This is a genomic window from Ferrimonas aestuarii, from assembly GCF_005116665.1.
GTDB lineage: Bacteria > Pseudomonadota > Gammaproteobacteria > Enterobacterales > Shewanellaceae > Ferrimonas > Ferrimonas aestuarii.
This window is the reverse complement of the sequence record NZ_SWCJ01000012.1, coordinates 84,016-98,928: the sequence shown is the minus strand read 5'-3', so window position 1 is coordinate 98,928 and position 14,913 is coordinate 84,016. Positions and strand designations below refer to the sequence as shown.

General features: G+C 52.1%; 13 protein-coding genes. 4 read left to right on the top strand and 9 right to left on the bottom strand.

Annotated elements, in window-relative coordinates:
• Window positions 1-23: 23 nt before the first annotated feature.
• The 6 genes from FCL42_RS14790 to FCL42_RS14765 all read right to left on the bottom strand — a co-directional run bounded on the left by FCL42_RS14790 (window position 24) and on the right by FCL42_RS14765 (window position 7,098).
• Window positions 24-389, bottom strand: a complete 366-nt coding sequence (locus FCL42_RS14790) for an MmcQ/YjbR family DNA-binding protein (protein ID WP_136864200.1) — start codon at window positions 387-389, stop codon at window positions 24-26.
• A 63-nt stretch (window positions 390-452) separates the two neighbouring features.
• A complete protein-coding gene (locus FCL42_RS14785) occupies window positions 453-1,043 on the bottom strand; it encodes a hypothetical protein (protein WP_136864199.1) in 591 nt (196 codons plus the stop codon).
• 128 nt (window positions 1,044-1,171) lie between these two features.
• Window positions 1,172-1,474, bottom strand: a complete 303-nt coding sequence (locus FCL42_RS14780; RefSeq protein ID WP_136864198.1) for a hypothetical protein — start codon at window positions 1,472-1,474, stop codon at window positions 1,172-1,174.
• 342 nt (window positions 1,475-1,816) lie between these two features.
• A complete protein-coding gene (locus tag FCL42_RS14775; RefSeq protein WP_136864197.1) occupies window positions 1,817-2,077 on the bottom strand; it encodes a hypothetical protein in 261 nt (86 codons plus the stop codon).
• Between the two features lie 119 nt (window positions 2,078-2,196).
• Entirely contained in the window at window positions 2,197-6,066 is a 3,870-nt protein-coding gene (hrpA, locus tag FCL42_RS14770) for an ATP-dependent RNA helicase HrpA (RefSeq protein WP_267873238.1), read from the bottom strand.
• Window positions 6,067-6,177: 111 nt separating this feature from the next.
• Window positions 6,178-7,098, bottom strand: a complete 921-nt coding sequence (locus tag FCL42_RS14765; protein WP_136864196.1) for a LysR family transcriptional regulator — start codon at window positions 7,096-7,098, stop codon at window positions 6,178-6,180.
• 124 nt (window positions 7,099-7,222) lie between these two features.
• Here FCL42_RS14765 and FCL42_RS14760 point away from each other — a divergent pair, with 124 nt between their 5' ends.
• The 3 genes from FCL42_RS14760 (at window position 7,223) to FCL42_RS14750 (ending at window position 8,782) form a co-directional block, all read left to right on the top strand.
• Window positions 7,223-7,909, top strand: a complete 687-nt coding sequence (locus FCL42_RS14760) for a type 1 glutamine amidotransferase domain-containing protein (protein ID WP_136864195.1) — start codon at window positions 7,223-7,225, stop codon at window positions 7,907-7,909.
• A gap of 111 nt (window positions 7,910-8,020) precedes the next feature.
• Entirely contained in the window at window positions 8,021-8,395 is a 375-nt protein-coding gene (locus FCL42_RS14755) for a DUF1294 domain-containing protein (RefSeq protein ID WP_136864194.1), read from the top strand.
• A gap of 78 nt (window positions 8,396-8,473) precedes the next feature.
• A complete protein-coding gene (locus FCL42_RS14750; RefSeq protein ID WP_136864193.1) occupies window positions 8,474-8,782 on the top strand; it encodes a hypothetical protein in 309 nt (102 codons plus the stop codon).
• A 78-nt stretch (window positions 8,783-8,860) separates the two neighbouring features.
• Here the strand turns inward: FCL42_RS14750 and FCL42_RS14745 are convergent, their stop codons facing one another.
• Window positions 8,861-9,529 (bottom strand): OmpA family protein, encoded by a 669-nt coding sequence (locus FCL42_RS14745; RefSeq protein ID WP_136864192.1) that lies wholly within the window; start codon window positions 9,527-9,529, stop codon window positions 8,861-8,863.
• 119 nt (window positions 9,530-9,648) lie between these two features.
• Entirely contained in the window at window positions 9,649-11,364 is a 1,716-nt protein-coding gene (gene ggt, locus FCL42_RS14740; RefSeq protein WP_136864191.1) for a gamma-glutamyltransferase, read from the bottom strand.
• Window positions 11,365-11,830: 466 nt separating this feature from the next.
• Between ggt and betT the strand changes: the two genes are divergently transcribed.
• Complete coding sequence (betT, locus tag FCL42_RS14735; protein WP_136864190.1) at window positions 11,831-13,810, top strand: BCCT family transporter; 1,980 nt, start codon at window positions 11,831-11,833, stop codon at window positions 13,808-13,810.
• 352 nt (window positions 13,811-14,162) lie between these two features.
• Here betT and FCL42_RS14730 read toward each other — a convergent pair whose 3' ends face one another.
• Complete coding sequence (locus FCL42_RS14730; protein WP_136864189.1) at window positions 14,163-14,588, bottom strand: thermonuclease family protein; 426 nt, start codon at window positions 14,586-14,588, stop codon at window positions 14,163-14,165.
• Between the last annotated feature and the right edge of the window lie 325 nt (window positions 14,589-14,913).

The following is a 14,913-nucleotide window of genomic DNA, read 5'->3' as shown; positions in this document are numbered from 1 at the left end:
AGTCTCATCTCTTAGCAGTCAACTCAGCCCAGCAAATGAATCCGATTTCGCTGGGCTTTTGTTAGCCGTTTCACCACCAGCTCGAAAGAGCTATCCATCATTCGCTCAATCTCGCCATTGGGGATGGAGCCATCTAGGATCACCGTATTCCAGTGCTTTTTATTCATATGATATGCGGGAATGACCGAAGGAAAGATGTCTCTTAGCGCCAACGCCTCATCGGGATCGCACTTTAGATTTAACCAATGATGAGGGCCTTTACGCCCTGGGATGAGCAGCGCTACCACCTTGCCCTCTACTTTCACTACAGAAACCTCAGGGCCAAAGGGATAACTCAATTCGGTTAGGGGTTTATCAAGAAGGTAGGCGATAACCTGTTCAGCAGTCATAGTAACAATTGACGTTAACAAAGCATGCCTTAGTGTGCCACAAAGCCACCTAAGTTGCAGACCCTAACCTAGGTGCAGATTGCAATTCACCCGGAATTTAAAATAGTTATCCATCTGCCCTAGGTAGGAGAGCTTGGCTCGCCCCTTTTCGGCCATGAAGATAGCCTCACTGCCTACGTGAAACGAAGTGAGATGATCGCCAACCTGAGTCTCGATAGCGGAATCTTGTTGAGATAGCACGGTAAACAGCACGCTGCCGCCACACAAGCTCACCGCCTGCCCTTGACGGCTAATGAAATCGGGCAGCCCATTGGCATGTTCGATCGAGCCATATCTCACCAGCCAATCGAGATTTTCATGCATGATGATGCTGTACTGCTGCATCTGAGCCAGGGCTTGTTCAAGGGAGTGGATCTGTTGATTTAGACGTTCCAGCTGCGCCACCGAATCATTGGTCGTTGGAATGGCTTGAAGCTGCTGCTTCAGTAGCTGCAACTGTTTATCGACTTGAGACACGTTCTCCGCCATCTGCTGCTTCACTAGGTTTACCGGTTTGGCACGGTCATGCTCAAGAGCTTGGGAAACCCCAAAACCGATAACTAGCCCAGCAAAGGCCATTAAAACGTGTTTGAAAAATATAGAGAGATTACCCAATGTTGCTCCATCAACACAGACACTCTAAGCGACTTGCTCAACCCTGAACGCCTAACTACGTTCAGGGTTAATCATAGTGACTCCTTTTTGTATACAGTAGCCGTAAACACCTAAAATCCTGTGCGATATCACCAGTATTTATCACCTGGCATCCACAAATTGACCGGCACTTGGTGAATCACGGCTCCAAGAGGCCTAAACAGCGGCAATCGTTGCCACTGAGTCACACCTAAAGGAGCTGTTGCATCAAACCAACGGCCAGCAAACAGAATGAATGCGTGGGGAATAAATCGGCGAACGTAGTAGATCTCTGCTGCAGGGCAACGCTGACGAACACGCTGGGCCCAATCAAAACAGTAACCACTGTTTATCGCGCTGATTTCGAGCTGCTTCTCCCTGCATAGACTCAAAGTCACCATTTCGAACGCCATCTTTGCCTCCATATCAACAAAGCGCACGAACTGCTTATATCGCCGATTTTGAGGATTTAGGCAACAAAAATATGGTTAAAAGCCGCACTGCACATGAGCTCAAACGGATGGTTTTTACAGAGATTAATACCACGCACTAATCCAACTGCAGCCTAATTCACCACCCGTTATTATTTTCTCTATCAATACTGATGCGGGGTACCTTAAAGGCGTCATTTATCACTGAGTATGTTTTGTCGTCAGAGGTGACGAATTTCATGGTGTGTGTTCAAGGAAGTCCCTTGAAAGCAGAATGGCTCTGCGCCGAATTGGTAAGACGCAGAGCCAGAACGTCAATCGCCTCTAAAGGCCAGCTCCAGGCATGCCACCTGTGGCGAGGCAAGCTTCCAGATCTGGCTTATACGCCGCTTCGCACTCTGCGCGAGTGTTATAACGGTCATAGCGAACGCCGTCGATGATCACCGGATTAGTGGTACGAGTGCAGGCGGAAACTGAACGGGAGAACTCCGCATGACACCACGCTGGCGTGCCCTGTGGTGGGTAGGCCAAAGCAAAAAATGATGCCGCAGCGACCGCAAGGCCAAAGATAATTCGGTTAAGCATTGTGTTGTCCTCATTGGTGAAAACACCAAGATTACCAACCAGGTTGAATACAATATGCCGATAAACAAAGAGGAGGCTCGTAAGCCTCCCCTTTGTCATTGCGTAAGATAACGACCCTGCTAGCTGGCTTCGTCAATGGCGATCTGAATGCGCTTATCGCTGATGGGGTATTTGGTCCCTAAGGTTTGAGCGAAACAGGAGATGCGATACTCCTCAATCATCCAACGCACTTCCGCCAACTGTGGCGACGGCTCGACCCCTTTCGGCAGCTTATTCAGTGCCGACTGATAGGCTTCCATGCTCTTTTGCACCTTAAGTAGATGCAAACGATCGCGGTTAGGATCCACCGGCAGCTTCTCAAGGCGACGTTCTATGCCCTGTAGGTATCGGCCTAGATCATCCAGTCGCTGCCAGCCTGCGGCTCGAACGAAGCCTTTAAACACCAAATTATCCAGCTGGCTCTGGATATCAGACATGGCAAACGCGGTTTGCAGATCCATCTTGCCCTTAAGGCGCTTTTTAATCTTGTTGAACAGGGTCATCACCTGCTCCACCTTAATGCCGATGGCTACCACGGTGTCTCCCAACTCGCCGCGAACCAGCTCTTTGAGCTTTTCAAACTCATCGGCGTCACGCACCGCATTGGGGTATTGGTCAATCAGCTGATCCAAACCACATTGAATGCAGTCATCGATCAGTAGCTCTACCTTACCAAAGGGGTTAAAGTACATCGCTAGCTTGGCTTTGTTCGGCAACGACTGCTGCAGGTACTTAACCGGATTGGGCACGTTAATCAGCAGCAAGCGGCGCATCCCCGCACGTCCTGCCTCTTTGGCCCGCTCAGGCTTATCAAACAGCTTAATGCCAACGCTCTGGCCTTCATCTACCAGCGCAGGGAACGCTTTCACTTGGTAGCTGCCCTGCTTACGCTCATAGCTTTCAGGCAGAGTACCAAAGCTCCAGCTGGTGATGCCTTCAGCCTCAATGCCTTTATCGGCGACCTTAGCGATGGCGGTCTGCACCTTGCCCTTCAATTGGTGTTTAAGCTCATGGAGATCTCGCCCTTGCGCCAGCACTTTGCCCCTGTGATCTTCCACTTTGAAGTTCATCAGCAGGTGCTTATCTAGGGTGGTTAAATCGAAATCTTCCGGAGTCACCTTGGTGCCGCTCATGCGCAGCAGCTGTTTGCAGACCGCTTCGAGCAGTGGCAGCTCAAAAGGCTTAATCGACTGCATCAGAGCGTCGGCGTAGTTTGGCGCCGGCACAAAGTTACGACGCAGAGTCTTTGGCAAGCTCTTAATCAAGCCCACTAACTTCTCATGGCGCAGGCCCGGAACCAAATAATCAAAGCCATGCTCCTCAACCTGATTCAGCAGCGCCAGTGGCAGATGCACAGAGACACCATCTTGCTCGGTGCCAGGCTCGAACTGATAGCTAAGTGGCAGCGTCAGCTCCCCTTGATGCCAGCTGTCGGGGAAGTCCAGTTCGCCAACGTGGTTGGCATCTCGGCGCATCAACAAGGATTTAGAGAAGTTCAGCAGATCCGGCTGCGTATTGCGGGCTTTACCCCACCAGCCTCGGAACAATTGCCGGGTGTAAATTCCCTCAGGCAGGCGCTCCTCATAGAAGGCTTGCAGGGTGGCATCGTCCGCCAGAATGTCGCGGCGGCGAGACTTATGCTCAAGATCTTCCACCTCGGTAATTAGCGCCAAGTTCTCTCTCAAGAAGGCTTCGTTACCACCGAGTTCGCCGCCCACCAGCGCTTGCTGGATAAAGATGTTGCGAGACTCCACCGGATCAATAGGGCCATATTGCAGTTTGCGCTTTGGCACAATGATGACGCCAAACAGAGTCACTTGCTCAAAGGCCATTACCGAGCCGGGCTTTTGCTCCCAGTGCGGCTCGGCGTAGCTGCGCTTGACCAGATGGCCAGCGAGTGGCTCCACCCACAGCGGGTCAATCTTGGCCACCATGCGGGCAAACAGACGGCTGGTCTCCACCAGTTCGGCGGCCATCACCCATTTCGGGGATTTTTTGGCCAGCGACGAACCCGGGAAGATGTGAAATTGGCTATTGCGAGCACCTTTAAAGTGGCCTTCGGGCTCTTTGCTACCGATGTGAGACAACAGTCCAGACAGCAGAGCCTTGTGGATCTGATCGTAGCCAGCACGTTCGCCGATGTTCAGGCTCATATCCAGCTCAGACAACGAATGACGAATCTGACTGTAAAGATCTTGCCACTCACGAATCCTCAAATAGTTGAGGAAATCAGTACGGCACTGACGGCGGAACTGATTGGTCGACAGTTCACTGCGCTGGGTTTTAAGGTAGTCCCACAGATTAAGCAGGGCGATAAAGTCTGACTCTTTGTCAGCGAAGCGACGATGCTTTTCATCGGACTGCTGCTGCTTATCCATTGGCCGCTCACGGGGGTCTTGAATCGACAAAGCACTGGCGATCACCATCACCTCATGCACGCAGCCCTGCTCTTTCGCTGCCAGCACCATGCGGGCCAGACGCGGATCAATTGGCAGCCGAGACAGCTGCCTGCCAGATTTGGTCAGCTTTGGCATCCCTTTCGTCAGGGTGATGGCGCCCAGCTCTTCCAGCAGCCGCATGCCGTCGTTGATGTGGCGGTTATCCGGCGGCTGCACAAAAGGAAACGCCGCAATGTCACCAAGACCCAGTGCCAACATCTGCAAAATTACCGAACCTAAGTTGGTGCGCAGAATTTCTGGGTCGGTAAACTCCGGCCGGCTCAGGTAATCCTCTTCAGAATAAAGGCGAATGCAGATGCCTTCGGAGACACGACCGCATCGACCGGCACGCTGGTTGGCGCTGGCCTGAGACACCGCTTCAATGGGCAGGCGCTGCACCTTAGTGCGGTAACTGTAGCGACTGATGCGGGCAGTACCTGGGTCAATCACGTATTTGATGCCCGGCACCGTCAACGAGGTTTCCGCCACGTTGGTGGCCAGCACAATGCGCCGACCGGCGTGACCGGAGAAGATCTTGGCTTGCTCGGCGTGGGACAAACGGGCGAACAGCGGCAGAATTTCAGTATCTCGAAGGTTGCGGCGTCGCAGAGCATCGGCGGTATCACGAATCTCCCGCTCACCGTTCATAAAGATAAGAATGTCCCCAAGGCCTTCGGCGCACAGCTCATCGACGGCTAGGAAAATGCCTTCCATCTGATCCAGATCGCGCTCATCGTCACGCACCAGAGGGCGATAGCGCATCTCCACCGGATAGGTTCGGCCGGAAACCTCAATCACCGGCGCCTCGTTAAAGTGCTTAGAGAAGCGCTCTACATCGATGGTGGCCGAGGTGATCACCACCTTGAGATCCGGCCGGCGTGGCAACAGCTCTTTGAGATAACCCAGAATAAAGTCGATGTTAAGGCTACGTTCGTGAGCTTCGTCGATAATCAGGGTATCGTACATGTCCAAGCGGCGATCGTGCTGGATCTCCGCCAGCAAGATACCGTCGGTCATCAGCTTAACGTAGCTTTCTTGTGAGGTTTGATCGGCGAATCGAACCTTAAAGCCAACGTGCTCCCCAAGGGGGCTATCCAGCTCATCGGCAATGCGGCTGGCAACCGCACGAGCGGCCAAACGGCGGGGCTGAGTGTGGCCAATCAGGCCACGACTACCCCGGCCAAGCTCCATGCAGATCTTTGGTAACTGGGTGGTTTTCCCCGAGCCGGTCTCACCGGCGACGATCACCACTTGATTGTTGGCGATGGCCTCTTTGATGTCATCACGCTTATCGCTGACCGGCAGATCTGGGTAGCTAATGGCAGGCATGTTGACCGCACGGGTAGCCACTTTTAGCTGGCTTTGCTCGCGAAGTTCCAACAATTGAGCGGAGATCGCTTCACGTTTACCCGCATCTTTGATCTTTTTCATGCCGCTTAAGCGACGACGAATGGTGGCCGCATCGGCCTGCATGCACAGCGCCAACTGCTCTGGGGAAAAGGGGTTACTCAAGACTGGCTTCCGCAATCACAAAACAAACGATGGATTTTAGCAGTTTGCGCCCCGAAGCTGAATCACTGCAGCAGAAATACTCTTTTACCAATCAACAAACCCGCAGTGAATTCATCGCACTCGACTGGCACCATTGAGGCTGTCGGCCAGCTGCTCAAAGTGCTGCTTTAGAAAATCCAGCAACACTCTGAGCTTTTTGGTGGTGGCCGCCCCTTGAGCAAACACCGCATACACCTCAATGGGCTTAAGCTCGTAGGCACTCAGCAGCGGTTCAAGTAGCCCCGCTTCCACTTTAGGCTGGGCGTCGTAGCGAGGAATTCGGCCAATGCCGTGGCCGCCAACCACAAAAGCGGTTCTTGCCGATGCATTGTTGGTGGCAACCTCACTTTGGGTCTTAATGCTGTAGGAGCGATTGCCCTGAAACAGCTCCACCACATCACTGCCAAGGTAGTGCACCCATTGGTGCTGATTCAGCTGCTCAGGCTCATCGGGGCGACCAAAGCGATTAAGGTAGCTTGGCGCGGCAAACAGCCCAGTTTGCAGATCGGCTAACCGGGTGGCCTGCAAACTCGAATCAACAAGTGGCGCACCACGAATGGCCAGATCCACACCCTCGGCGACGATGTCCACCACCTCATCAGTTAAAGCAACTTGCAGCTTAATTTTGGGAAACAGCGTCTTAAACTGACTAAAAGCGGGAACCAATATCTGCAGGCCTAAATTCACCGGCACGCTGATCTTGAGCTCGCCACTGGGCTCCTGCTTAAAATTCTCAATCTGCTGCTGGGCCGTGGCGGCTTGGTCGGTGATCGCTTGGCAATATTGGTAGTAGTTTCGCCCCGCTTCAGTGAGAGACAGCGTCCGGGTTGAACGGTTTAACAGAGTCACCCCAAGCTGCTGCTCCAGCTTATTGATGTGGTAACTGACCACGCCTCGAGTTAACCCTAAATGGCGGGCCGCACTGCTGAAGTTACCCCGGTTCACCACATGGGCAAACACCACCATGCTTTTTAACTGCTCAAACGACAACATACCCACGACCATTGTCTAAATTTTTAGAACAAACTAACTCAATCATTGGCCATTACGCAAACTAATGAATCAGTGAATAATGCACTCAACAGGACACAACAAAGCACAATTTTGGAGTTACATCATGGCTAAGAAGATTCTAATCGTACTGACCTCCCACGCTGAGCTAGGCAACACTGGCGAAAAGACCGGTTTCTGGGTTGAGGAGTTTGCCGCCCCCTACTACGCCTTTATCGACGCTGGTGCTGAGGTAACCTTAGCCTCGCCGAAAGGCGGTCAGCCTCCGATTGATCCAAAGAGCGAGCTGGAAGATTTTCAGACCGATGCCACCCGTCGTTTCGATAACGATGCCAGCGCCAAAGGGGCACTGGCCAGCACCTTGCCCCTGGCTAGCATCAATGCCGATGAGTTCGACGCCGTGTTCTACCCTGGCGGCCACGGACCACTGTGGGATCTGAAACAGGATGCCGACTCCATCGCCTTAATCAGCACCTTTTTGAGCAGCAACAAGCCGGTTTCCGCAGTGTGCCACTCCTCTGCAGTGCTGCTCGAGGTAAAAGACAGCTTGGGGCAGCCTATCGTGAAAGAGCGTTTGGTAACTGGTTTCAGTAACAGCGAAGAGGAAGCGGTTCAGCTCACCGATGTGGTGCCATACCTGCTTGAAGATGAGCTGATTAAACTTGGCGGGCAGTACAAGCGCACCGACGACTGGAACAGCTTTGCCGTGCAAGATGGCCTGCTGATTACCGGCCAAAACCCAGCCAGCTCCATCTTGGTTGCTGAGAAACTGCTGGCACACATCAGCGCTTAACCGAAAACAGCGAGGGACAGGACAGCCTCTCGCTACTGCCTCAATATTACCCTTGGCGGGATAGGCTAGAGTTCCATAGAATGTCGTCACCAAAACACAACCCGCCTAAATATGCCGAAATTCATCACTGCCTTACTCTGCCTAGCCCCCATTGCCGCCGGCTACCCAAAGTGGATCACTGAACCCAATTTATTGGTCTACTGGTTGGTGATGGGTACCATCGCGTTTGTCCTTTATGGGATGGACAAACGCCGAGCTGTTCATCGCAGTTGGCGTATTCCGGAAAAATCCCTGCATCTGTTTGCTCTACTCGGTGGCTGGTCCGGTGCTCTACTCGGTCAGCAGTGGTTTCGGCACAAGACACGAAAGCTGAGCTTCCAGTTGTGGTTTTGGCTTATGGGTGTGCTGCAGTTGGCTTGGACGATCGATTGGGCTTGGTTTGAAGGCAAAATTGGTCAAATGGCATTCAATAACGTGATCTCCTAATCGGTTTACACCCACCTGTGGTTGAAAAGCCCGTTGTCATTGCATAGGGTAAGCTCAGTCAAAGTTATAGGTACCGATATGATTGATATCGAACAGATCATGAAAAACCCAGAGCATCGAGCCGCCGCCGGTAAAATTGCCCGCCGTACTCTGCTCATCTATCTGCTCACGCTTTTTGTTGTGCTCTACCACTCTGGTGTTAGTGGCGGCATTTTAGGTGGGATACTGTTTCTGGCCGTTGGCGGCGTATTAGTTCCCTTAACCATCTCCTTCCCGTCATTTCTGGCCCAGTTAAAACGCCCGAAGCTGAAATGGGTCATCATTGCCGTTGAGATGCTGGCTACGGTGGCCATCACTCGAGCGCTATTTATCGGTATCTTCGGCTAGCCCAACTGCGTACCGTAAATAAAAACGCCCAGCATAACCGCTGGGCGTTTTTGTTTTAGAACCTAGGCCATTTGCTCATTAACGAACCATGGGGGTCAGCGTCAGTTCAACTCGGCGATTCTGGGAACGACCCGCTTCATACATGTTGTCGGCAATCGGCTGGCTTTCGCCATAGCCCACTGAAGTAACGCGCTGATAGGACAGATTCTGGCTTACCAGATACTTAGCCACATTCATTGCTCGGCGCTCAGACAGGGCTTGGTTGTCTGCCGCGGTACCGATGCTGTCAGTATGGCCAGCAACCAACACCTTGGTTTCATCAAACTCTTTCAGTACCAAAGCCACGGAATCCAAGGTTGGGTAGAACTGGCTTTTCACTTGATCCCGAGCGGTATCAAAGGTGATGTTGCCAGGCATGTTCAAAATAATGTTGTCACCATTACGGGTCACACTCACGCCGCTTCCCTGAAGCTGCTGACGCAGCTGCGCTTCCTGCTTATCCATGTAGTTACCCACACCTGCTCCCGCAAGGCCGCCAACCGCCGCCCCGATCAGGGCACCTTTGCCGCGATCGCTTTTGCTGGAAACCGCCGCACCAATTATAGCGCCGGTAATCGCACCAACGCCGCCGCCCACAGCCGTATTGGAGGTCTTCTGTTGACCGGTATATGGATCCGTACTTTGACAGCCAGCCAACCCCATGGCGGCAATCAAGCCCATTGCGCAAATGCGTAGATGTCGAGTCATCACTTCTCTCCCGAATAATTCAGACTATTGTGTACCACAGCAAATCAGTGAATTCACTTGAAATCCCTACTGCAGCAGTAATAAAAACGGTTGCTGGCCAGACATCAAGCGGTTGCTGTTTAATAACCCGCCGCCTGACCATCTTTGCGGCTTTCGGAAGCCCCGATGTAGGTCTGGTTTTTCTCATCCCACATGATCGCTTGGTAGCCACCATAGCTGCCGGAATTCTCCTGAAGCTTATGCCCCAGTTGCACCAATGCCCGTCTGGTGGCTGCGGAAAAGCCATTCTCTAAAGACAAAATGCCGCCATCGGTCATCTTCTCACCCGTTGGCTGACTGGAACCTGAATGCAAGATTCTTGGCGCATCCCCCGCTTCCTGCAGGTTCATGCCAAAATCGATGAGATTAATTAAAACTTGAGCGTGAGCCTGGGGCTGAGTGGCGCCGCCCATCACCCCAAAGCTAAGCCAAGGCTTACCATCTTTGGTCACAAACGCAGGAATAATGGTGTGGAATGGCCGCTTGCCGGGCGCGTAACTATTGGCTTCCCCGGGTGCCAAGTTGAACAGTTCACCACGGTCTTGCAGTACGAAACCCAAGCCCGTTGGCGTCATGCCTGAGCCCATACCTCGGTAGTTACTCTGAATAAGAGAGACCATATTGCCCTGCTTATCTGCGGTGGTCAGATAGATGGTGTCTCCATGATTAAGCGCTGGATTACCCGGATTGACCGATTTGGCGACTTTCTCAGGATCGATCAATGCCCGGCGTTTGGCGGCATACTCTTCCGAGAGCAGCTCGGCCACCGGCACCTTGGCAAAATCCATATCGGCATAGAATTTGGCTCTATCGGCAAAAGCGAGCTTTTTGGCTTCGACAAAGGTGTGCACATACTCTGGGCTGTCGATGCCCATGGCGGAGATATCATAGGCCTCCAGCATCTTGAGAATTTGCTGAGCGGCAATGCCCTGACCATTTGGTGGCAGCTCCCACAAATCGTAACCTCGGTAATTAACGCTCACCGGAGTCACCCACTCACTGCGGTGGCTGGCTAGGTCTTCATAACTTAGGAAGCCACCGTTCTCTTTCATGTACTTATCGATAACTCTGGCAATTTCACCTTTATAGAACGCATCTCGACCGCCTTTGGCGATCAAACGATAGCTGTAGGCCAGATCGGGATTTTTAAAGATCTCCCCCTTTTGCGGCATCTTGCCATCCGCCATAAAGGTCTCTTTAAAGTTGGGGTATTTTGCTAGACGTTCGGCAGAACGATTGAGGTAGTAGGCAATAAGTTCGGTAACCGGAAAGCCGTTTTCGGCGTACTCAATGGCGGGGGCAAGAATCTTTTCCATCGGCATCTTGCCAAACTTATCATGGAGCTCAAACCAACCATCCACCGCACCAGGAACTGACACCGGCAATGGCCCATAGGCGGGAATTGAGCTTAGCCCTTGCTGCTGAAAATACTCAATAGTTAATGACTTCGGGCTGCGTCCGGAACCATTAAGGCCATAGAGCTGCTCAGTTTTTGCGTCCCAAACAATGGCAAACAGGTCACCACCAATGCCATTGCCCGTTGGCTCAACCAGCCCCAACATGGCGTTGGCGGCGATGGCCGCATCGATGGCGTTGCCCCCCTGTTTTAATACATCCAATGCCACCTGCGTCGCAAGAGGCTGGCTGGTCGCGGCCATGCCATTTTGCGCCAGTACCTCAGAGCGAGAGGCAAAATGATGGCCAGTTATCCGATCAAACGCCGATGCCGAACTGGTGAATAACAGCGCTAAAGCGCAACAAGATGCCGTTACTGCGTTGGGGGCGAGTCTCATCATCCGTTCCTTCCATGTTGTTGTATTTTTAGCCACCGTATCTTGCCCAACATCATTTTCAAGTGAAAACAGTAACCTGATGTTACTTTTTCAGATAATTTGTCAGATCAGATTCAAATTGTGACCCACTTCACGCCCGCTGGGGAATCTCTCACCTATATTATGCGGCGAAGTTGACCACTGTAGCACTCAACTTTGCGACATTTAGGAACATACCACCGAAGATGGGCGCAGAATTAGCCAAAGTTACCATTTGACCTAGGCGGTTCAATTGGCATACTGGTCGATTCTTTGTCTCAAGCCCTCTGTTCAAAATGGCAAACAGTGCCTTGAGCTCACTCCAGGAGCCTTAACTCAGCCATTGCCCTAGCCCGAAAATGCGTTCTTTTGTTCACCTTTTCACACTAGGTTATGGGTAAACCGCTACCCTTACATAAGCGGGTCTATTAAAAGTAATTAGTGAGCCTATATGTCTGTCGAATCAGTCTTGCCCTTCAAAAGCAAGATCAATCCCCCGGTCTTCTTTACCTCCACGATATTGATTTTTCTTTTGGTGGGCTATGCAGCGCTCTTCCCTGACCACGCCAATCAGCAATTTGGTGCGGTTCAAACTTGGATCAACGTCAACACCAGTTGGTTCTACGTTGCCAGCGTTGCACTCATTCTCTTAACCGTCGCCTTCCTCGGTCTATCCCGTTATGGGGACATCAAACTGGGGCCGGATCACGCCACTCCAGATTTCAATAACACCACCTGGTTTGCCATGCTGTTCTCAGCGGGCATGGGCATTGGTCTGATGTTCTTCGGTGTTGCTGAGCCAGTGATGCACTATCTGTCGCCGCCAGTGGGCGACCCACACACGGTTGAAGCGGCTCGAGAAGCCTTGAAACTGACCTTCTTCCACTGGGGTCTTCACGCGTGGGCCATTTACGCTATTGTTGCATTGATTCTGGCCTTCTTCGGCTATCGTCACGGCCTGCCGCTGACCCTGCGCTCTGCCCTCTACCCGCTAATTGGCGATCGCATCTATGGCCCCATTGGCCATGCGGTAGATATCTTCGCCATCTTAGGTACCGTTTTCGGTGTTGCTACCTCGCTGGGCTATGGCGTTTTGCAGGTGAACTCCGGTCTAAACTACCTATTCGGCATCGACATCAACACCGAAGTACAGGTGGTGCTGATTCTGGTGATCTCCGGTCTTGCAACCCTATCGGTAGTTTCTGGCCTAGACAAAGGCATTCGCCGTTTGTCTGAGCTCAACCTAACGCTGGCGGTACTGCTGCTAATCATGGTGATTCTGCTGGGACCAACGGTACTGCTGCTACAGATGTACGTGCAAAACACCGGTGGTTACCTGTCAGAGATCGTCAGTAAAACCTTTAACCTTTATGCCTACGAAGGTTCAGACTGGCTAGGTGGCTGGACGCTGCTGTACTGGGGCTGGTGGATGTCTTGGTCTCCGTTCGTGGGTATGTTTATCGCCCGCATCTCTCGCGGCCGCACCATCCGTCAGTTCGTTACCGGTGTGCTGTTCGTGCCAGCAGGCTTCACCCTGTTGTGGATGACCGCCTTTGGTAACAGCGCCATTGATCTCATCATGAACCAAGGTGCCGAAAAGTTGGGGGAAGTGGTAAACCAGGACGTGTCTATCACCCTATTCCAGTTCTTCGAGTACTTCCCGATGTCGGACCTGCTGTCCGGTGTGGCCATCATCATGGTGGTGATCTTCTTTATCACCTCTTCTGACTCCGGCTCCATGGTTGTTGATATGCTGGCCTCCGGTGGCCACGATGACACTCCAACTTGGCAACGGGTTTTCTGGGCCAGCCTAGAGGGTGTGGTTGCCGTCGCTTTGCTGCTGGCTGGTGGCTTAGGAGCTCTGCAAACGGCGACCATCGCTACTGCATTGCCATTTGCCGTGGTACTGCTTGCCTCCACCTACGGTCTGCTAAAAGCACTGGCCGTGGATGCCGCCAAGAAAGAGAGTCAACTGCAGACCAACCTGACACCGAAAACCATCAAAAACCCAGTGCCGTGGCAGCGACGTATTCAAAACTTGTCGCACTTCCCTCGCCGAAGCCATGTACACCGATTTGCAGAATCAGTGGCTTTGCCCGCGATGATGGAAGTACAAAACGAACTTGAGAATCAAGGCATCGAATGTCACATCGACATCGATGAAGAGCGTCAAGGCCTACCCACGCTCATGGTCCACCACGGCGACGAGCATGACTTTAGTTACGGCCTACGCCCTCGCGCGGTCGCTCAACCGAGCTTCACCGTGGAAGAGGATGAAGATGAAGACAAGATGTACTTCCGCGCCGAAGTGTTCTTAGTTGAGGGTGGACAGGACTACGATGTGATGGGCTGGTCGAAAGAGCAGATCATCTCCGACATCGTCGATCAGTATGAGAAGCACATGCACTTCCTGCATACAGTGAGAAGTTGATTTATACCGTTTAAAATCAGATGGTTAGAGTCGATTCTGGAGCCGTTTTTATGCATTTATGAACGTTTTTAAAATCCTTATAAATCATGGATTTAAAAATAGTTTTGGAGGGAATCTTTTGGGATCCGCACAAAGCTAAGTCCGAAAAAGGCACCAGAGTGGTGCCTTTTCTCTAAACTGCACGGGGGTTCAACTCCCCCCGACTCCACCAACTACAAACCCACTATAAGCCCACAAAACAGTCACTTAGCGACTACGGGCACACAGTGGAACCACTGGAAATCCATCACGTTTCATCACGTGGGCATCACATGAGATGCCGTGATGAGCGAGATGGATTTTTTTTGCTTTTTTAAAGGCACCAACTTTGGCGCCCGCCGCCAGCGTACGTTTTAGCGTGACCGGCTTTGATAAGTTCTTCAGACAAGGACTTGCCGTCAATCCACACCTCCGCCAGCAGCCTGAAGTACTTTCCTCGCTCAATGTGCTTTAACTCAATTTGCTTAGCCTGGCGTAGTTGCCGAACGGTAAATTGCTTTGCTTGGCGTGCGAGTTGCTTTTCCATGTCGCATTGACCTCGCAACTCTGGAGCATCGACCCCTTTCACCCTCACGGGGATCCGCTCACCCGCCACGGCAGGCCAGCCATCGATGTTCACCCGAAAGGTATCGGCATCATAGATGCTTGTAACCGCCGTCACTTGAGCTGCTCCGTAATCTTTGCCAGCCACCGCCAGCATTGGCACTAGCATCAATCCCATCCATGGACGTATAAACATATCAGTTTCCAATCTCAGCGTTTCTCAGGAAGAACCTTCCCTTCACGCACTAGGTCTAAGCAAAGCTCTCTAGCTCGAGCTCTTCGCTCAAAGTCATTCTCGATGCCATAAAACTGCCGGTGAAGCTCAGAAACACACCCTTCAAACGTGGTGAGATCATTTGAAATATATAGGCCAATGCAAGTCATGCTCAACACAACAATAATGACCTTGTACTTTAGATTTCTCATAGTTCCCTATACAAAGGCGCTGGCGCTCGACGAACGCCAGCGCCTCATCAATGCACCAAGCCAAAATACAGGGCGATCACCACCGCAAGCGCCGT